The sequence below is a fragment of the Arundinibacter roseus genome (genome assembly GCF_004348825.1).
GTDB classification, from domain to species: domain Bacteria; phylum Bacteroidota; class Bacteroidia; order Cytophagales; family Spirosomataceae; genus Arundinibacter; species Arundinibacter roseus.
Map to the genome: position 1 here is coordinate 514,070 of NZ_SMJU01000002.1, position 18,820 is coordinate 532,889.

The following is an 18,820-nucleotide window of genomic DNA, read 5'->3' on the forward strand; positions in this document are numbered from 1 at the left end:
AGCTATGCGTCAACGGCCTGTTTACCAAATATATAAGAAAAATATACATCTTCCAGATCCCCTTCTATGGGCTCAAAGCCGAGTCCTGGGTTTTCGTCAGCCAAAATATGAATCACCGGCATACCACCTACGAGTTTTTCCGAAATTACCGTTTGTGTAGCCCGAAGCTCTTCCAGTTCGCTTTTGGGTACACGCTTTTCCCAGATTTTCCCTTCAATTTCTCCCAGTGCTTTCTTTGGACTTCCTTTATACAAAACCTGACCTTTGTTAATAATTGCCATGTCAGAACACAATTCCTTTACATCATCCACGATGTGCGTAGAGAGAATCACGATGGTATTTTCGCCGATTTCGCTTAGCAAATTCAGAAAACGATTGCGTTCGGCGGGGTCGAGGCCGGCAGTTGGTTCGTCTACGATAATCAGTTTTGGATTGGCCAGCAACGCTTGTGCAATGCCAAAACGCTGTTTCATCCCTCCGGAATAACCACCCAGATTTTTCTTGCGTGCATCGTACAGATTGGTTTTTTGCAACAAGGCTTTTACTACATCTTTTCGCTCACTTCGGTTGGTAATGCCTTTCAAAACGGCTAAATGACTGAGCAGGGTTTCGGCATCTATTTTTGGATAAACTCCAAATTCCTGCGGCAGGTACCCGAGCGTTTTACGCACTTCATCTTTTTGAGTCAGTACGTTGATATCTCCCAATTGAATAGTACCACTGTCGGGTTCTTGTAAGGTTGCAAGTGTCCGCATGAGCGACGATTTGCCGGCACCGTTGGGGCCTAACAGTCCAAACATGCCCTGACGGATCGTCAGACTGACATCCTGCAATGCCTGTACTCCGTTGGGATACGTCTTGCTTAGGTTTTGAATTTGTAATTCCATAGAGTAGGTGAGATTAAGTGAGTTTTTGAATCTTGAAACAAGATACCGAATCAGTGATCAATTGACAATCAGATTTGATTAACCCTTGCTAAAAAAGGATGAATGGCGAGAGTTTGCCTTTAATTCAAACAGAAACCAGTTGTAAAATAGCCAATCACTAGGTTGATAAAGGGGCGTTTGAGGCTCTACCTCTGAATTTGAGGAATTTAATAGTAAGCCAATTAAAAGTAAGGCTTTAAGCTTTTATGAAAAATTTGAAACAAAGACTAAAACACGGAGAAACCCTACATGGATGTTGGCTCAATTTGGGTAGTCCGCTTACTGCCGAAATTGTTGGACTTTCTGGTTTTGACTGGGTGTTAATCGACCTTGAACACGGGGCCGGTACCGAAAAAGATGTACTCGCCCAATTGCAGGCGTTGGAACATACCTCTACAAGCGCGCTCGTGCGGGTTGAAAGTTCAGAAAGTCAGCGTATTCATCGTGTGCTCGATATGGGAGCGGAGGGAATTATGTGCCCCAAAATAAATAATCCGGACGAAGCCCGTAAGGTAATCAGCGGTTTGCATTACCCTCCACACGGCAATCGGGGAGTTGCCAAAATGGTTCGGGCGAGTCAGTTTGGGGTCAATTTTGATGCGTATTACCAAGCTGCCCCGGATACTATTCTAGGAATCGTGCAAATCGAAACGGCAGAGGCGCTTAATCATCTGGATGAAATTGCCGCAATTGATGGGGTAGATGTCCTGTTTATTGGTCCGGCCGATTTGACAATGGAACTTGGGGTTTTTGGTCAATTTGATCACCCCATGTTTCGGGAAGCGGTTCAAAATATCGTTCAGGCTGCTCAGAAAGCAGGCAAAGCAACCGGGATATTATTCTTTAATCCAACTGACTACAAACGCTATCATGCAGACGGTATCCGGTTTTTGGCTTGTGGTGCCGATGCTACTTTTGTCGCAGATGGCGCTCGGGCTATAGCGGGGCGGTTGAAGGCTTTTAGAGATGAAGGCTCACAGGGCTGAACCTTTATCCACAGGGCTGCACCTTGTGCTGATTGATTTCGCCCTTTTAGGGCTGAGGGGATTTTAGTAGTTATATTTTGGTGAATTTACATTCAGGTTTTGCTCATGACTGATCCGCTTTTTATTTTACTCATTGGTGTTTTTCTGGTTGTGGGCGGAATCATTGGACTGAAATTACACCCGTTTCTGGCGTTGATTATGGGGGCGTTGGTGGTCGCTTTTCTTACTCCGGCTGATGCCGTTGAACAGTTTGGCCTTTCCAAAGGTCTTAGCGTTGAGGCCGCCAATGCGCTTTCCCGGAAAAGTATCGGCGAACGTTTGGCCACCGAATTCGGAAATACCTGCGCCCGCATCGGAATTCTGATCGTGATGGCAGCCATCATCGGTAAAAGTCTCCTGGAAAGCGGTGCCGCCGAACGGATCATTCGCTCCTTGCTCCGACTATTCGGAATTGAACAGGCACCCGCGGCCTTTCTGGTGAGCAGTTTTTTTCTGGGAATCCCGGTATTTTTCGATACTGTGATTTTTCTAATGATGCCTTTGGTAAAAGCCATGACACTTCGTCTTGGCAAAAACTACCTCCTGCTCGTGATGTGCATCATGGCCGGAGCAGCCATGGCCAATTCGCTGGTACCACCTGCACCCGGCCCGCTTTTTCTCATTAGCGAAATGCATATTCCGATTGGATTAATGATGATAGCTGGTGCCATTGTAGGACTTTTTACAATTACCTCCGGTTATTTTTTTTCAAAATGGGCGAATCAAAAATGGCCAATCGAAATTCGGGATTCGCTCGATGCACGCCTGGAAGATATACGAATCGTGGCTGCACGGGAGGATAAAGAACTGCCCTCATTGGGTTTATCACTTTTACCAGTACTTATTCCGTTAAGTTTTATTTGCGCGGATACCGCTCTTAGTGCCTTGGCCAAAGCAGGTATTGCGCCACTAGGTACATCCGATTATGCACAAGGCTTCCTTGCTCCTGTGTCTTTTTTTGGGGATAAAAATATTGCCCTTATTTCCGGGGCAATCGTCGCACTTCTGGTATTGATTAGTCAGAAGAAAACCAACAAAGAGGCTTTTGCGGCATTTGTTCAGGCCGCATTGCTCAGCGCTGGTGGCATTATATTGATCACCGCTGCAGGTGGTGCATTTGGCGGAATGCTTCAGCAAACGGGCATCAGTTTGCGAATCGCCGGCCTCACGGCTGGCTATCAAATGGCTCTTATTCCTCTGGCATTCTTAATCTCTGCCGTCATTCGCACAGCGCAGGGTTCGGCCACGGTAGCGCTTATTACCGTTTCAGGGATTTTGTCAGGTATGGCCGATACTGCAAATCTCGGCTTTCATCCGGTGTACCTTGGACTAGCAATTGGGTGTGGCTCAAAGCTCGTGCCCTGGATGAATGATTCCGGTTTCTGGATTATCTGTAAACTCAGCAATCTGACCGAACGCGAAGCCCTCAAAACCATTACACCACTCCTGGCTGTCATGGGATTAACAGGTTTAATCGTCATTATGATTGGTGCAAAACTTTTTCCTTTGATTTAAAAAAAACATTCAGCCCTGTGAATAAAAGGGTGATAAATTATGAAAAAAAAAACAGGCCCACGCATCAAAGAAATGCACATTACCCCCATTGCCGTAACGGATCCACCTTTACTAAATGCGGCAGGGTTACACGCTCCCTATGCACTCCGTACAATCGTTGAACTGATTACGGACGACGGCATTTCGGGACTAAGCGAAATTCCCGGGACCAGCGCCATAGATGCTGCGCTATACGAAGCCCGACCGCTTTTGATAGGGAAAGACATTTTTCAGCTAAATGAAATCCGACAGATTCTTGTCAGTCATTTTGGTACAGAATCTATGGCAAACCGCGGGGCCACGCCCTGGGATCAACGTAAACTAGTCCATATTTTCAGCGCCGTAGAAGTGGCGTGTCTTGACATTATGGGTAAGGTAGTTGGTCGTCCGGTAGTTGATTTGCTGGGTGGGAAAATGCGTGATTTCGTACCTTTTTCGGCATATCTTTTCTATAAATATGAAGGTGCTGGCGGCGAACTGGCTTTTGATACTGACCCCAATGCAAGTGGCTGGGCTGCTGCCCGACAGGCAAGCGGACTTACACCCGACGAAATCGTAACTCAGGCCAAAGCTATGTGTCAGGAGTTTGGTTTTCAGTCTATTAAACTGAAAGGTGGCGTTTTTGAGCCCCGTCAGGAAGTTGATGCTATTTTTGCTTTACGGGAAGCTTTCGGGCCGGATGTTCCCCTGCGGATTGACCCCAACGCACTTTGGGAGGTAGGAACAGCCATAAAATACGGAAAAGAAATGGAGTCAGTTCTGGAATATCTGGAAGACCCCGTTCGCGGACAGGTAAACATGGCGCAGGTCAGGAAAGCCCTCAAAACGCCACTTGCGACGAATATGTGTACTACGTCTTTTGAGGACATTCCCCACAGCATTGCACTTGGTTCAGAAGATATTATCCTGAGTGATCACCATTTTTGGGGCGGTTTGCGTGCGTCCATGAATCTGGTAAGCGTTTGCGAAACGTTTGGCCGGGGCCTTTCCATGCATTCCAACAGCCACGTTGGCATTTCACTCGCAGCGATGGTACATTTGGGAGCGGCATTGCCTACGTTACCCTACGCACTCGACACACACTATCCGTGGCAATCAGAAGAGGTACTAGTGGGAGGAAGAATAAAATTTGAAAATGGGGCCGTGGAAGTACCAAAGGAGCCCGGTTTGGGGGTTGAACTTGACCGTGAGGCCCTGGCTCGCCTGCATAAGAACTATATATCCTGTGGCCTTACCCAACGGGATGATCTGGTAGAAATGCGAAAAGTAGTACCTGACTGGGAATTTAAGTTGGTACGTTGGTGAGATTTTTCAGGAAAAACGATCCCGAATCCGAAAGCGAAGGAGTCCCCAAAGGACCAGATAAAGTGTCCCCAGCAGCAGACCAAATTCAACACTGAGTAAAATGGCCGTGCGGTTGAAGGCACTTTCGATAATATTTGGAAGCAGGTTTTGGGGATTATGCAAAATATCCCAACTATTCCATCGCTGAATCCGGCCTAAAAAAACTCCAAAACCACCCAAAGGAAAACTCGCCAGTAATAGAACAGTACCCGTTGAGTTGGAATACGTTCGGTTCCAGGTCTGATGAAACCAATACAGCGAAACCAACCCATTGATCAGGCTTATTTGGGCGTAATAAAACAGCATAATTACATCGTGCCAGGTAAGATTACTGCCGTAGTCAACTGATAAATGCACCAAATCAGTAATCATGTATGGTGCGTTAGGAAAAAAAATGAGCCAAACAATACTCAAAATGGCAATCCAAACGGGAAGTTTCCCGAAACGCTTGGAGATGGTTTGAGCAATAAAAGAAAGCAATAGAGGAATCCAGCTTAGAAACAGGTTCCAGTCCAAAGAAAAGTCAACGGCTTCGCTAAATTGAATTCGGATAAAATGAAACGTCAGCGCCAGAAGGCTGAGAACCGAGAGAAGCAATAGCGGAAAAAGTCCCTCCAAAGTAAGAATTGGAGGATCAGATATACTTAATCGATAGTGCCGCCACCAGGCTAAAATCCGTTTCAAATGTTGTTGCTATTAAGGGGGTATGAGTTACTAGTAAACAACGAAGGTCTGACTTTTGATTTGAAAAAACCAAAAACCCTCGTTTAGTGCTATAAAAAAATTGAATAACTCTACTTTGAAAGCATTTTTCCAGCCCTTAACTATCTATTACTGACCAGATTCAGGGGATTGATTTGGGGTTTCAGCCGGACTTTTACGCTTATTTCTGGGCTTGCGTCGGCGTTTTTTCTCTCCTTCGGCAGTTGCCGATGTTGCAGCTTTGGGCGCTTCTGCCGGTTTTGCTGCGGCAGGTTGTGCTTTGCGGGTGGAATTTCCGGCGCGTTTGGGCCGGTCGCCGGAAGGGCGACGACTCGAAAAGACCGGTGCAGGCCCTAAACCAACGGCTTCGGTAATTGACTGTTTTTCGACCACCCGTTCAAGCAGGCGTTCGATACCCAAAATACCCCGCTGATCACTTTCGGTAACAAATGTAATGGCAGTTCCTTTGGATTCAGCGCGCGCTGTACGGCCAATCCGGTGGACATAATCTTCCGGATCGCGCGGCACGTCGTAATTTACTACGTGGCTGAGGTTGTCAATATCTATTCCGCGGGAAAGTACGTCGGTTGCTACCAAAATCGGGAACGTACGATTTTTGAAATCACGTAAAACAATTTCCCGTTCGGATTGCTCAGAATCAGACGATATACCTTCGGCTTTGAAACCTTTTCTGCGCAAAGCCCGAACGATAGAGTCTACCGAAGAGCGACGAGAGGTAAAAAGAACGAGACTTGGATTGTTGGCTTGTTTGAGCAAATGAATCAGCAGTGGTAGTTTCTGATGCTCCGTAGCCATATAAAACTGTTGGTCAATACCGACCGCCGGCTTTGACACAGAAAGCCGTATTTCTTCTGGTTCGGTCAGGATGCGCCGGGCTAATTCAGCAATTTTTGGCGGCATAGTGGCCGAAAACATAAGCGTTTGGCGCTCCGTAGGCACCAATTTTAAAATTGCCAGAATATCTCCCAGAAAACCCATATCGAGCATTCGGTCGGCTTCATCGAGGATCAAGTGCCTGATATTTCCAAAATTTACATAGCCAAGTTGCATGTGTGCCATCAATCGGCCCGGGGTGGCAATAATAATATCGGCACCTTCGGTGAGGGCTTTGCGTTGCTGATCCCACTCGGGTCCTTTGGTACCGCCATAAATGGCAATACTCGTGGCATTGCAAAAATAACCCAAACCCTGCACCTGCTCATCGATCTGCTGCGCCAGCTCGCGCGTAGGCACAATAATCAGCGTCGTGACTTTGTCCTGCGGATTTTGGGTAATGTAGTCAAGCGTTGGGATAAGGTAAGCTGCTGTTTTTCCGGTGCCGGTTTGGGCACAGGCAATCAGATCTTTGCCATTAAGAATATGGGGAATAGCCAACTCCTGAATAGGCGTAGGCTGTCGGAAGTTCATGGCATCCACGGCATTTAGAATGTCATCGTGGAGTGCGAGGTCAGAGAATAACAAGGTTCAGTAAAAGTTTTAGATACCTACTGACCTTTTTTCCCGGCCAGTAAACCGCTAGATTAAAAATATTTACAAATATAACGTAAAATTGACACTTCCGTTCAACTGCTACCAAAAGGCCCCATTACTGTGCTCTCGGGAGTGTTTTTACGAAATTTGCCATTAACCAGTCAGATGAATTCCGGCATTTCCTGCAAATTGTAAATTCCCCTGCATGTGTACATTTCTGACTGTGACCGATTGTAATACCTGTACCGTATGTCCCGGATTGATTCTGACATATTCGGTTGAAAGCGGCGGGCGTCCGGCTGTCCAAATCGTCGGGTCGGTCCAATAACCTGAGGCGATGGTTTCAATATGATCAGAAAAGAGGGTGAGCGTATTGAAATTATTGAACAAAAAAGTGTCCGTTTTTGTGGTTTCTGTTCCAAACCAATCGTTCAGGATGTCTGCATAAACACGTCGAAAATCAATTTGCATCGCAATATCCCGGTAGTTTTCCCAGGGCAGTGGCGCCACCGGCAGCAAGCCGTTGGTCAGGTCGGGGTTGTGACCTACAACCTGTTTTTTGATAGAAGAACCGAAGACAAACATCGGTGCGGCAACCCCATGATCCGTGCCTTTGGAAGCATTGGAAGTGGCCCGGCGACCAAAGTCCGAGAAGGTCATACCCACCACTTTGTCTTCAATGCCTTGTAGCTGAATGTCCTGCTGAAAAGAACTGATAGCAGCTGATAATTTCCCAAGCAACACGGCATGTTCCCCTTCCGTTGAATTAGAGTTAGTTACCTGCCCGGCATGCGTATCAAATCCACTGAGAGAGACAAAATAAATTTTGGTTTTTAATCCGCCATGAATAAGCCTTGCCACAATTTTTAGTTGCTCGGCCAGCGAGTTATTGTCGGTTCCAGGCGGATACGCTGCCATATTGGTGCCTAAATCGGCGGCCTGTTTAATTTCGCCCGCATAGCCAATAGACAAAATTTGCTGCTTGCGGATATGCGCAATGAGGTCGCCGGCATCGCAGCAGGGAAGTTCGTTGGTCGAGGCTGAAAACTCCGGGCTCACCAATTGGTAAAAACTGTTGGGATCGCTGATGGCAATACCCATCGACTGCTGAGTTCCGAGCAGCGTAGGTGAGGTGAGGTAGCCAATCTGAATGGCAAGCGGATCTTCCATCACCTCATTTGGAAAATCTGCCGGGTAACCCTGAAACCGATCTTCCAGATAGCGGCCCGCCCAACCCGTGGTTTCGGTCTGATCTGCATCTACGGCAGTCATTAGTATATCCGTAGAGCGAAAATGCGACTGACTTGGATTGGGGTAGGAGACGGAGTGAATGATGGAAAGTTTACCTTCGTTGTATAAATTTCGAAGCCCGCTCATAGCGGGATGAAAACCCGTAACGTCGTTGCCGGCCAAAGGCAGAATCTCTTCTTCAGGAATGGCAATATTGCTTCGCAGGGCCTGATAGGTTCCATATTGATCGCGGGGAATGACCGTATTTAATCCATCGTTACCCCCGTTGAGGTAGACAATGACCAATATCCGATCGTTGAAAGCGGCCGTGGTATGTTTGAGCGCTTTGACGAGCGCTGAGTTTTTCCCCAGCGCTTTCAGCGAAAAACCGTCTACCTCAATAGGCAGTAGCAGGGAGTTGGCCGCAAGAGTGGAGGCTGCCGCCAGAAAATCTCTACGTTTCATAACAGGCTATTGAAGGGTTGGGTAGTATTGAAAAAGATATGTTCAAATTAAAAAACGTGGTATTCGGCCATACGAAGCAGGTAGCGCATGAGCGATCGGGTACGCCATAAAATGGTATTTTGCCGATCCGTACTGGAAGGATTGCTGCGGTAGGCGTTCCACTCAAATTGCCACGTCACGCGGCTGTACCCCATCATCATGATGGTATCGGTCAAAAATTCTATTTGTGACGGAAAAAGCTCGGTGGCAAAAAGGTCTTTTACAAAATTTGCCACCACGGTTTCACAGGTTATAGCCGGTGTGCCCGGTACATCTGCAAAATTTGGTTGAAGGGCAGTTACTCTGGCCAATACATCAACCCCAAGTTTGTATCCGGGTTTCACTTCAAACCACCGCCAAATCAACGCATCGGTAAACTGACTACGTAGAGCAATAGTCGTAGTATTCATCCAGTTTTTGGTATAACCCGTCTGAAAATAAGCATCATATCCAAAAACAGTAGGTTGATCGAGGCATTCCATTTGCATGTCGGTGCTGTTCCAATGCAGGAAATCCATCAATTTGCGAAACGCCTGATAGTCGGTCGTTGGGTCCGGAATAGGTTGCTCAAAAAAGCGGAGAGAGCCGAGCATAAGTTCTGCCGGAGATTTGATGAGTGATCCACGATTGCTTTCCTGAAAGAAAATCTGACTTGTCAGGAGTTTTTCGACTACCGGCATAATGGCAAAGTTATTTCCGGGACTCTTAAAAAAATTAGCCAAAGGGATTATTACCTGATCTTCAATTTCCTGCGTAACTGCGGCGTTCACGTACCATCGGTAGAGTTTCCGGCAAATGAACTTAGGTGTTTCGGGATGTGCAAGAAGCATATCCACCAAATCGTTCAGTTCATCGTCACCGGCAGTACTTCCAGACCTTCCTGTTAAAACTGCATTTCCATAGTAGGAAGAAAATTGTTTATTGTCCGAATCGTGTTTATCAGACCGAAAAATGCTAGTAAAACTCGTACTTCCCTGCTGCCAGTAGTTGGTATATTTCCAGCCGGTTAGCACGCGGGCGGCGGCTTTTACGTCCTCCTCAGTATAGGTATCATTTCCTGCGAAATCTTTATTTCCTACTGTAAACAACTCCTGCAATTCCCGGGCATAATTTTCATTGGGACTATCTTTTTCATTGTCATGCCCATTGAGATACCGCAGCATTGCCGGATCTTTTGTGATTTCAACTACAAATGTTCGAAAGTTACCCAATGCCTGCGCGCGAATGAGTCGCAGGTAGCGATCCAGGTAGCGATAGTCGTCTACGACGGTGCGCGTAGTAACAAAATGATTCTGCCAAAAGAGCGCCAGTTTATCCAATAGCGAAACGGGTACGTCCTGCCGGGCCATTTGTCCTGCCCACCAAAATTTTATGTAGGTCCCAAACCAGAAGTTTCGGTCGCTGTTAAAAGGCTTATCAAGGAAAGGCTGCCCCGCCAAAGGCTGCGAACTGTCCAATTCAACCGGAGGCGGAGGATTTGTCACAAAGCTTTGATTAGCAATCAATTGTTGAACTGCCTGAGTTGCCGTGAGCCCGGTAAATTGGGTGATTTCGTTTGGCGTTGGGCCAAAAGTAGCCCGTCGAAGCAAGTGCGAAGCCTGCGCGGTGGTAAGTGGTTCGGTATACGTTGAGAGGTAGGGCATTAAAAGTTGAGTCAGGTTTTGATCCTACCGGGCTATTGAATAGCCGGTTGGCCTGCTAAGTTCGTCGTTTGTGCGTGTAACTCAAAATGTTTTTTGGCGGGGAGAGCTTCGGTGTGAATTAAAATATTCACGAAAAGATTATTGTAAAAATGTAGAACACAGATTTACAATTAAAAAAATCCAGATTATTTAAAACTAAAATATTTCAAAAGTTATGCTGTACTTGGAGATGGAAATGAAAACACAGATCGCGTCCAAATGCCTGAATGCATTGGCTGGCACGTTATTTTTATAACAAACTCACGAGGCAGGCAAACCCACAAACGTGAGGGAGGTCAGAGCGTATGCGGTGCGGTAGTTGCCTGCCACTTTCCTGAAAATCAAGTACAAACAATCAGAACCCTCACCGGTGTCCGCATGAGTTCAAGTGCTAACAAACCTGTTATATCCAAAAAAATCGATAGTCATTTGCTGTCCCTTTACGAAGCGTTTCATTTTATGGGACGTTTTTTTCGGGAAGTGGTCAGAGGACCCTTTGAATTTCAGGAATTGGTACGGCAGTGCTATCAAATCGGCTACCGATCACTACCCCTGATTTCGCTCACCGGGTTCATCACCGGCATGGTATTTACCAAACAGTCAAGGCCTTCGCTCATGGAATTTGGCGCTACTTCGTGGTTGCCTTCTCTTGTTTCAATCGCCATCGTTCGCGCCCTTGCACCGCTTATTACGTCGCTCATCAGTGCAGGACGGGTAGGATCGAGTATTGGAGCTGAGTTAGGTTCCATGCGTGTTACCGAACAAATTGATGCCATGGAAGTTTCGGCAGTCAATCCATTTCGTTTTCTGGTAGTCACGCGCGTTCTTGCCACTACCATCAGCATTCCTATCCTGTCATTTTATTGTGCAATCGTGGGCCTTATGGGCTCATTTCTGGACGTAGCTCTTAACGAAGAAACCAATATTGTAGCATTTTTTGAAAGTGCTTTTGAACAAATAACTTTTCTGGATATTGGCTCGGCGCTTGTCAAAGCGGTAGCCTACGGATTTACGATTGGAATGGTTGGCTGCTACAAAGGATACAACGCCGGGCAGGGTACACAAGGCGTTGGACGGGCGGCAAACACGTCGGTGGTATTGTCGATGTTCCTGATTTTTCTTGAAGAAGTAGCCATTGTACAGGTCACAAACTGGATTAGATAAGCATGATTGATAAGTCAACACAGCCCGAAAGCAGTTTGCCTGCCAACACGGAAATGGCTATTTCCATTCGGGAATTATATAAATCGTTTGGTGATTTGCACGTACTTCGAGGCGTAGATTTGGATGTTCCGAAAGGTAAAAACGTGGTTGTTTTGGGGCGTTCGGGAACAGGAAAATCAGTTTTGATAAAAATTATCTCGGGTTTGCTCACTGCTGACCGGGGGATTGTGAAAGTACTCGGCACGGAAGTCAGTCGGCTGAATGAAAAACAATGGCGGGAACTGCGGCTCAAAATCGGTTTTTCCTTTCAAAACAGTGCCCTTTATGACAGCATGACGGTGCGCGAAAACCTGGAATTTCCACTTGTTAGAAATGTGAAAAATCTAAGCCGCGCCGAAATCAATAAATCCGTGGAAGAAGTACTGGACTCGGTGGGTTTGTTGCGAACCATTAACCAAATGCCTTCCGAGCTTTCGGGCGGACAGCGGAAGCGGATCGGAATTGCCCGCACGCTAATTATGAATCCTGAAATCATGCTTTATGACGAACCAACCGCTGGGCTTGACCCAACGACCTGCATTGAAATCAACGAATTAATCAATGAGGTGAAAGAACGCTATCATACAAGTTCTATTTTGATAACCCACGATCTGACCTGCGCCAAAATGACGGGCGATAAACTGGCGATGTTGCTTGATGGAAAATTTGTGCGGCAGGGAACGTTTGACGAAGTTTTTGCTTCCGATGAGGAACAGATCCGCAGTTTTTACAACTATAATTTTACTGAAAATAAAGTCTAAACGCTGAATAGATTTTTTTCAAACTAACGAGTATTCCAGGAAAGCTTTTAACTGATACCAACTATATGAGTGCAACTCCAAATCCTCAAAGACGGGCCGTAATGGTCGGACTATTTGTCTTAATTGGCCTGATAATTTTCATCGCCGGTATTTTGACTATAGGTTCTATGCGCAAATCATTTGTTTCAAAAATAACCACTCATTCTGTTTTTGATGATGTCAATGGATTGCAGGCTGGCAATAATATCTGGTTTTCGGGAGTCAAGGTAGGAACGGTGAAGGAAATTCGCTTTTCGGGCACATCGCAGGTGGAAGTAGTGATGAACATTGAAGAAAAATCAAGACAGTATATCCGCAAAGATGCTACCGTGAAAATCAGTTCGGATGGCCTTATTGGCAATAAAATCATTGTCATCTCGGGAGGAACTCCAAAAGCTGAGCCTATCGAAGAAGGCGACGAACTTACCGTTGAGCGCGAGGATAGTCAGCAGGATATTATGAATACGTTGCAGGCTAATAACAAAAACATTCTGGCAATAACGACTGATTTTAAGGAGATTAGCAGGAAAATAGCCAAAGGTGAAGGTTCGGTCGGAAAGCTGCTTGCTGACGAGCAACTTTACAAAAGCCTTGAAACAACAATGACAAGCCTGCAAAAATCAGCGGTTCAGGCGCAAAATCTTACCGTTTCGCTGAATACCTATGCAGCTAAATTGAATCAGAAAGGCGGACTCGCCAACGATGTAGTTACGGACACGATCATCATGCATCAGGTGCGGCTGGCGGTTTCTGAACTTAACCAAACAGCCAACACGGCACGCGCGTTGGTGAGCGGGTTGCAAAAAACTACGGAAGAAGTTTCAGCAAGTCTTACAACCGATACCAATAGCCCGGTGGGCGTGATGTTGAATGACGAAACAACAGCGACGACCATCAAAAGCACTGTCAAAAATCTGGAAAGTAGCTCGCAAAAATTGAATGAAAGCATGGAAGCGCTGCAAAACAACTTTTTGCTTCGTGGGTTTTTTCGTAAAAAAGAAAAAAGGGAAGCCAAAGAAGTTCGGGTAAAAGCCGATTCAATTAAACTTGACGTGGTTCAATAATTGTCAGGTTTTACGTTTTTTCTTCTTGGCCGAGGGAAAAAGTATGTTGTTCAAAATAAGTCGGTAGCCCGGCGAATGTGGATAAAGGTTCAAATCGGTGGTCATACGGTGCCCGCCTCGTCGGCCTTCGGGGTCGTGGCCGCCATAGAATGTCCATTGCCCGCGACCAATTTCTCCATAGAGATACCGGTCTGAGGATTTGCTTTGACCCATGACGAGCACATTGGGTTTGACAGTTTTTTTGTTAAAAGCCGAGGTTTGCCCGCTAAATTCCCGGATCTGATACTCATGATTCTGCACGAGCATAGAGGGAATAATATCCCACTTGGCGGAAAAATCGAACAGCGAAAAAACGTCGTCTGATTGCCCGTAGCCGTAACTTCCGAGCGAGGCATTGATGTCCGAAAACCACATGCCGCCGTAGCCGTCTTCGAGTTGAAGGTTAAAGTTTTCAAAAGCAAACGTTCGGCTAAAATCAAGTTTTGACTGCGCGCCGGGTTCGATTCCATCGCCGTCAAATTGCGCATCAACTATATCCACTCCTTCGGCTGCCAAAGCAATGTCAAAGGTTTCGGCTCCTGAGCACATGGCAAACAGGTAGCCACCTCCGGCACAAAACTCTTTGATTCGCTTGGCGACTTCCAGCTTCATGTGTGATAGTTTTTTGTATCCATATTTCTCAGCAATTGCCTCCTGCGCCCGCAAATCTTCCTGTGACATGCGGCGCATGCTGCGGCCAAACTGCCCCGTAAAATCTTCGTGATGCAGGTGCAGCCAGTCAAATTCGGCCAAATCGCCATCCAATATCTCAGCGTCATACACCACTTCATACGGAATTTCGGCATAGTTCAGCGCAAGCAAAACAGCATCGTTGTTTTCAAAACTTGCCGGACTAATTTTTATGGGAGAATAGACTGCAATACGGGCGGCGGTGTGCAATTTCACAGCGTCCATATTAACCTCAGGTACTGCAATTTGTGCCAAAATTTTACCGGTTTGAGCATCCGAAACTACTTCATAGGAGACTCCCCGAACCCGACATTCTTTTTCTATGGTCGATACGTACCGAATCAGGTAGCTGCCGCCGCGGTAGTTGAGCAGCCAATCCAGATCAAGACCTTCTTTCAAAACCGAGTAGGCAATACCGTAGGCTTTCAGGTGGTTGGCCTGCCGATCGTCCATCGGGATCAGGATAAAATTGGCTTTTGCACCAAAAGCACCTGACAAAAGGAGAATCGTCGCGTATCTCCACAAGCTTTTTCCAAAGATTCTCTTCCAGTTTTTCATAAAGGTTTAGCTAAAAGTCAGGGTTCAGAATATGCCGCAACCCGGAATTGTAAGTGTTTCATCCTCAATCAAATCTAATTAATCTTTTTCATGAAATCAAGATGTAAATCTGCGTAACTATTTCAACTTTCGTTTTTATCTTGCCCGCTGATTTATACCTCAGTCAATACAGAATTTTTATCATGCAACGAACCCTCAAATACTTGTTAGTGCTTCTATGTGGCCTCCGAATTTCAAATCTTTCAGCAGAGCGCGTGTCTGTTCCGATTGGTGGAAACTCATGGGTAGAAGCTGGAATCACCGAAAAAATTTCCGCCGATGGGCTTTCCGAATGGTCTGAAAAGCAAGCCATTCTAACCACATGGGTGCGTTTTTCGGAACCTGCTACTTTTAAGCTTTACCTGACCGGCAAAAGCAACTCAAAGAGCACGATTCGAGTGACCATAGCAGGAAAAAGTCAGGAGGTAGAATGGGTGCAAAATGCTGAAAATGAAATTTTTACAGGAAAATGGGGCGTTAAAAATTCGGGTTATGTAAAGATTGAATTACAGGGACTTTCAAGGAGTGACAGCATTTTTGGAATGCCCCATGCCTGGATTCTGGAAGGTGAAGAGCTTTCAAACAAACTTTCATTTGTAAAAAATAATGAAGGCAATTTTTTTTACTGGGGCAGGCGCGGCCCGTCTGTTCACCTGAATTATGCAGTCCCGGCAAAAATGGATTCCGTAGAATGGTTTTACAACGAATTGACCGTACCGCCTACGCAGGATGTAGTCGGTTCGTATTTTATGGCCAATGGATTTGCAGAAGGGTACTTTGGTATGCAGGTTAATTCGGACAGCGAACGCAGAATTTTATTTTCCGTTTGGAGCCCGTTTAGTACCGACGACCCCAACGCAATACCGGATGATCAGAAAATCAGACGATTAAAGAAAGGTGACGCGGTTTATACGGGAGAATTCGGGAACGAAGGATCGGGAGGACAGAGCTACCTGAAATTTCCCTGGAAAGCCGGAAAGACCTATAAATTTTTGTTGCATGGCGCACCTTCCGGCGACAGTACTACCACGTACACGGCCTATTTCTTTGCCCCGGAAGTAAATCAATGGCAGCTCATTGCGAGTTTCAAACGGCCCCGTACGCATACGTATCTGGCTCGCCTGCATTCGTTTCTTGAAAATTTTATACCAGAAACAGGTCAGAAGTCGCGGCGGGTTTACTTTGGTAATCAGTGGATTCGGACGTCGGACGGACTTTGGACGGAGATTTCCGCCGCTAAATTTTCAGCGGACAATACCGCCCGCAAAGGGTATCGGATGGACTATGCCGGAGGAAGCGAAGGGCGACAGTTTTATTTGCAAAACTGTGGCTTTTTCAGCGACCCGACACCTATTGGCATTCCGTTGCAGCGTCTGCCTGCGGCAAGTCCACCCGATATTGACTTTGAAAAATTACCTGGCAACTAAGATTAATGTGCTGTTCCTGTAAGCCGTGCTTCGTCCAAATCCAGTTGAGCGGCTTGTTTGCGGAGCATTTCATCCGAAAATAATTTTTCGGCACGGAGTACCGCGAGTTCTTCCCGCTGAATCTGAATAAGTTCTTTGGTGACGTGATGAAAAACGCTCAGTTCTTCCAGATTTGATTCGGCACATTCCAGCGAATCTAGTTTTTGACGGGTAAGCGCCAAATCGTTTTCGAGCTGCGTTTTGAGATTGGCTACGAGTTCATTATCTGCCAGATTTACCTCATGTTTTTCAGTAAGCACTTGTAATGCCGCTTGTTTCAGTCGAATTTGAATGCCTGCTTCCTGCTCTTCCTCGGGCGCAATGTCGTCTATTTCCTTAATATCCAGCCACTTCAATAAAAATGGCAACGCAAGTCCCTGTCCGACCAGGGTCACGAGAATGACAATAAATGTGATGAAAAGAATGGTGTTTCGTTGGGGGAAAGCTTCATTGGTTGTCAAAACCAACGGAATGGAGAAAGCGGCGGCGAGCGAAACTACGCCCCGCATAGCGGCAAAACTGATGACAAATGCTCCTTTCCAGCCCGGATTTTTTTCATTTTCCCGAATAGATTTAAACAAATATCTTGGCAAAAAAGCATTGATGTACGTCCATACAAAGCGAATGCCAATGGTCAATGCCGAAATCAGCAAGCCGTATTTGATCACCTCTCCTTTGGAAACTCCCTGCAAACCGTTCACGATGACGGGCAGTTCAAGACCAATTAAAATGAAAACTGTTCCGTTGATAAGGAAAATCACGGTATTCCAAACCCCGTGCGATTGCAGCCGGGACTGAAATGTGAGAATTCGGTGTGAGCGATAGGACAGAAATAGCCCACCGCTGACCACTGCCATTACGCCTGAAAAATGAAAATGTTCAGCACCGATGTACATCACGTAAGGAGTAAGGAGCGTCAGCGCGGTATCAATGTTGGGATTGGTCGGTAAGTATTTGTGAATGAGGTACATTAACATCGCCACGGCTAAGCCCACCACAATGCCCATTCCGGCCAACAGGAAAAAGTCAGTCACAGCTTTCTGCATGATGAATTGCCCGGTCAGAATGGCGGCAAGGGCAAATTTGAAAACAATCAAACTTGATGCATCATTCACCAGACTCTCGCCTTCCAGAATTGTAAGCAATCGCTTGGGGATTTGCGTCCCTTTTAACACGGAGGTAGCCGCCACAGCGTCTGGCGGAGAAATTATACCACCCAACAAAAAGCCCAAAGCCAGGGTAAAACCCGGAATCATGGCTTCGGAAACAAACGCAATGACCGTGGAGGTGATAAATACCAACCCGAAGGCAAGCAAACTAATAGGGCGCTTCCATTTCCAGAAATCATGCCAGGACGTAAACCACGCAGCTTCGTACAAAATTGGCGGCAGGAAAATAAGGAAAACCAGCTCCGGGTCGATTTGAATGTAAGGAATGCCGGGAATAAAACTAATCAGCAAACCCGCAATGACCAGAAAAATAGGATAGGAGATTTTGAGACTTTGTCCCAGCATGACCAGCAACAAAACGGCCAACAGCATGGAAACAATCAGGAGAAGGTATTCGTGAATCATAACGTTGAGTAAATGGATTGAATAGATTATTAGCTCTAAAAATAGCTAAATCCTTCTTATTTCAGCAACTTTTTAGCTCCTGCAAATCAACTATTGCCATTTTTAAATGGTTGTGCCGCCATCAGCCGTAAACACCGTGCCTGTGCAGTAGCCCGAAGCTGATGAGGCCAGGTAAAGCGCCATACCCGCAATTTCTTCGACCGTTCCCATGCGGGCAATCGGTAGCCGTTTGGTGAAGCGATCCAGCGTTTTTTGATCTTCCCAAAGCGCCTGACTGAATTTGGTTTTGATCAGGCCCGGACAAATGGCGTTCACCCGAATGCCGTCGGCGCCCAGTTCTTTGGCCAATACCTTGGTGAGCATATTCAGAGAAGCTTTGGAAACGCTGTACATGCCCAAACCGGGATCGGGTGTGAGGGCGGCAATACTGCTGATATTAATGATACTTCCGCCTCCGCGACTTTTCATAGACTCGTGAACAAGCTTTGTGAGTTCCCAGGGCGCTTTTACGTTTATCTGCATGATCTTTTCAAAGGCACTTTCCGGAAATTCGAGCGTGGGGCCGTAGTGCGGATTGGCCGCGGCATTGTTGACCAAAATGTCAACACCCCCATACATTTCAACGGTTTTTTCTACCAGATTTTTCAATTGCCCGCTGTCGCCTACGTGCGCGGCAATTGCTGTTACCTCGCCGCCAGTTTGTTTAATTTCTTCGGCAAGCGCTTCAAGATCAGCCTGTTTGCGGCTGCTAATCACGACTTTGGCGCCGGCATCTGCCAAAAACCGGGCGATGGATTCACCAATGCCTTTGCTGGCTCCGGTGATGATGGCCACTTTATTCTCTAATCCAAAATGTTTTTCCAATAAGGTCATTTGCGTTTTTAGTTTGAGGATGATTTGGTTTATGAAAAATTAAAAATAATCAGTTG

Annotated in this window: 15 protein-coding genes; 7 read left to right on the plus strand and 8 right to left on the minus strand. The window is 46.3% G+C overall.

Going from position 1 to position 18,820, the window contains the following annotated elements:
- Positions 1–2: 2 nt before the first annotated feature.
- Positions 3–887: an ABC transporter ATP-binding protein gene (locus EZE20_RS04705; protein ID WP_132114989.1), complete on the minus strand. Its 885-nt coding sequence runs from the start codon at positions 885–887 to the stop codon at positions 3–5.
- 245 nt (positions 888–1,132) lie between these two features.
- Between EZE20_RS04705 and EZE20_RS04710 the strand changes: the two genes are divergently transcribed.
- From EZE20_RS04710 to EZE20_RS04720, 3 genes are all read left to right on the plus strand, one after another.
- The gene (locus tag EZE20_RS04710) at positions 1,133–1,912 is read left to right on the plus strand and encodes an HpcH/HpaI aldolase family protein (RefSeq protein ID WP_132114991.1); all 780 of its coding nucleotides are present in this window, start codon (positions 1,133–1,135) and stop codon (positions 1,910–1,912) included.
- A gap of 105 nt (positions 1,913–2,017) precedes the next feature.
- The gene (locus tag EZE20_RS04715; RefSeq protein WP_132114993.1) at positions 2,018–3,466 is read left to right on the plus strand and encodes a GntP family permease; all 1,449 of its coding nucleotides are present in this window, start codon (positions 2,018–2,020) and stop codon (positions 3,464–3,466) included.
- A 39-nt stretch (positions 3,467–3,505) separates the two neighbouring features.
- Positions 3,506–4,810: an enolase C-terminal domain-like protein gene (locus EZE20_RS04720; RefSeq protein ID WP_132114995.1), complete on the plus strand. Its 1,305-nt coding sequence runs from the start codon at positions 3,506–3,508 to the stop codon at positions 4,808–4,810.
- A 6-nt stretch (positions 4,811–4,816) separates the two neighbouring features.
- Here EZE20_RS04720 and EZE20_RS04725 read toward each other — a convergent pair whose 3' ends face one another.
- The 4 genes from EZE20_RS04725 to EZE20_RS04740 all read right to left on the minus strand — a co-directional run bounded on the left by EZE20_RS04725 (position 4,817) and on the right by EZE20_RS04740 (position 10,419).
- Complete coding sequence (locus tag EZE20_RS04725; protein WP_228713536.1) at positions 4,817–5,533, minus strand: DUF1361 domain-containing protein; 717 nt, start codon at positions 5,531–5,533, stop codon at positions 4,817–4,819.
- A gap of 147 nt (positions 5,534–5,680) precedes the next feature.
- On the minus strand, positions 5,681–7,033 hold the full coding sequence (locus EZE20_RS04730; RefSeq protein ID WP_317129152.1) for a DEAD/DEAH box helicase: 1,353 nt from the start codon (positions 7,031–7,033) through the stop codon (positions 5,681–5,683).
- Between the two features lie 162 nt (positions 7,034–7,195).
- Positions 7,196–8,737, minus strand: a complete 1,542-nt coding sequence (locus EZE20_RS04735) for a DUF1501 domain-containing protein (RefSeq protein WP_132114997.1) — start codon at positions 8,735–8,737, stop codon at positions 7,196–7,198.
- Between the two features lie 47 nt (positions 8,738–8,784).
- Complete coding sequence (locus EZE20_RS04740; RefSeq protein WP_132114999.1) at positions 8,785–10,419, minus strand: DUF1800 domain-containing protein; 1,635 nt, start codon at positions 10,417–10,419, stop codon at positions 8,785–8,787.
- A gap of 417 nt (positions 10,420–10,836) precedes the next feature.
- Here EZE20_RS04740 and EZE20_RS04745 point away from each other — a divergent pair, with 417 nt between their 5' ends.
- The 3 genes from EZE20_RS04745 (at position 10,837) to EZE20_RS04755 (ending at position 13,525) form a co-directional block, all read left to right on the plus strand.
- Positions 10,837–11,622: an MlaE family ABC transporter permease gene (locus EZE20_RS04745; RefSeq protein ID WP_132115134.1), complete on the plus strand. Its 786-nt coding sequence runs from the start codon at positions 10,837–10,839 to the stop codon at positions 11,620–11,622.
- Between the two features lie 2 nt (positions 11,623–11,624).
- Positions 11,625–12,422 carry an ABC transporter ATP-binding protein gene (locus EZE20_RS04750; RefSeq protein WP_394345641.1) on the plus strand — a complete coding sequence of 266 codons (798 nt, stop codon included), beginning with the start codon at positions 11,625–11,627 and terminating at the stop codon, positions 12,420–12,422.
- 65 nt (positions 12,423–12,487) lie between these two features.
- Positions 12,488–13,525 carry an MlaD family protein gene (locus EZE20_RS04755; protein ID WP_132115001.1) on the plus strand — a complete coding sequence of 346 codons (1,038 nt, stop codon included), beginning with the start codon at positions 12,488–12,490 and terminating at the stop codon, positions 13,523–13,525.
- A gap of 3 nt (positions 13,526–13,528) precedes the next feature.
- Here the strand turns inward: EZE20_RS04755 and EZE20_RS04760 are convergent, their stop codons facing one another.
- Complete coding sequence (locus EZE20_RS04760; protein WP_394345642.1) at positions 13,529–14,812, minus strand: asparagine synthetase B; 1,284 nt, start codon at positions 14,810–14,812, stop codon at positions 13,529–13,531.
- Positions 14,813–14,994: 182 nt separating this feature from the next.
- Between EZE20_RS04760 and EZE20_RS04765 the strand changes: the two genes are divergently transcribed.
- Complete coding sequence (locus EZE20_RS04765) at positions 14,995–16,278, plus strand: DUF3472 domain-containing protein (protein WP_132115003.1); 1,284 nt, start codon at positions 14,995–14,997, stop codon at positions 16,276–16,278.
- Positions 16,279–16,280: 2 nt separating this feature from the next.
- On the opposite strand, the gene EZE20_RS04770 is transcribed toward EZE20_RS04765, so the two are convergent.
- The gene (locus EZE20_RS04770) at positions 16,281–17,891 is read right to left on the minus strand and encodes a Na+/H+ antiporter (RefSeq protein WP_132115005.1); all 1,611 of its coding nucleotides are present in this window, start codon (positions 17,889–17,891) and stop codon (positions 16,281–16,283) included.
- A gap of 102 nt (positions 17,892–17,993) precedes the next feature.
- The gene (locus tag EZE20_RS04775; protein ID WP_132115007.1) at positions 17,994–18,764 is read right to left on the minus strand and encodes an SDR family NAD(P)-dependent oxidoreductase; all 771 of its coding nucleotides are present in this window, start codon (positions 18,762–18,764) and stop codon (positions 17,994–17,996) included.
- Between the last annotated feature and the right edge of the window lie 56 nt (positions 18,765–18,820).

What these genes read in the sequence shown, in the direction of transcription:
- EZE20_RS04705 (WP_132114989.1), bottom strand. Translation starts at nt 887, where the DNA reads ATGGAATTACAAATTCAAAACCTAAGCAAGACGTATCCCAACGGAGTA.
- EZE20_RS04710 (WP_132114991.1), top strand. Translation starts at nt 1,133, where the DNA reads ATGAAAAATTTGAAACAAAGACTAAAACACGGAGAAACCCTACATGGA.
- EZE20_RS04715 (WP_132114993.1), top strand. Translation starts at nt 2,018, where the DNA reads ATGACTGATCCGCTTTTTATTTTACTCATTGGTGTTTTTCTGGTTGTG.
- EZE20_RS04720 (WP_132114995.1), top strand. Translation starts at nt 3,506, where the DNA reads ATGAAAAAAAAAACAGGCCCACGCATCAAAGAAATGCACATTACCCCC.
- EZE20_RS04735 (WP_132114997.1), bottom strand. Translation starts at nt 8,737, where the DNA reads ATGAAACGTAGAGATTTTCTGGCGGCAGCCTCCACTCTTGCGGCCAAC.
- EZE20_RS04740 (WP_132114999.1), bottom strand. Translation starts at nt 10,419, where the DNA reads ATGCCCTACCTCTCAACGTATACCGAACCACTTACCACCGCGCAGGCT.
- EZE20_RS04745 (WP_132115134.1), top strand. Translation starts at nt 10,837, where the DNA reads ATGAGTTCAAGTGCTAACAAACCTGTTATATCCAAAAAAATCGATAGT.
- EZE20_RS04750 (WP_394345641.1), top strand. Translation starts at nt 11,625, where the DNA reads ATGATTGATAAGTCAACACAGCCCGAAAGCAGTTTGCCTGCCAACACG.
- EZE20_RS04755 (WP_132115001.1), top strand. Translation starts at nt 12,488, where the DNA reads ATGAGTGCAACTCCAAATCCTCAAAGACGGGCCGTAATGGTCGGACTA.
- EZE20_RS04760 (WP_394345642.1), bottom strand. Translation starts at nt 14,812, where the DNA reads ATGAAAAACTGGAAGAGAATCTTTGGAAAAAGCTTGTGGAGATACGCG.
- EZE20_RS04765 (WP_132115003.1), top strand. Translation starts at nt 14,995, where the DNA reads ATGCAACGAACCCTCAAATACTTGTTAGTGCTTCTATGTGGCCTCCGA.
- EZE20_RS04770 (WP_132115005.1), bottom strand. Translation starts at nt 17,891, where the DNA reads ATGATTCACGAATACCTTCTCCTGATTGTTTCCATGCTGTTGGCCGTT.
- EZE20_RS04775 (WP_132115007.1), bottom strand. Translation starts at nt 18,764, where the DNA reads ATGACCTTATTGGAAAAACATTTTGGATTAGAGAATAAAGTGGCCATC.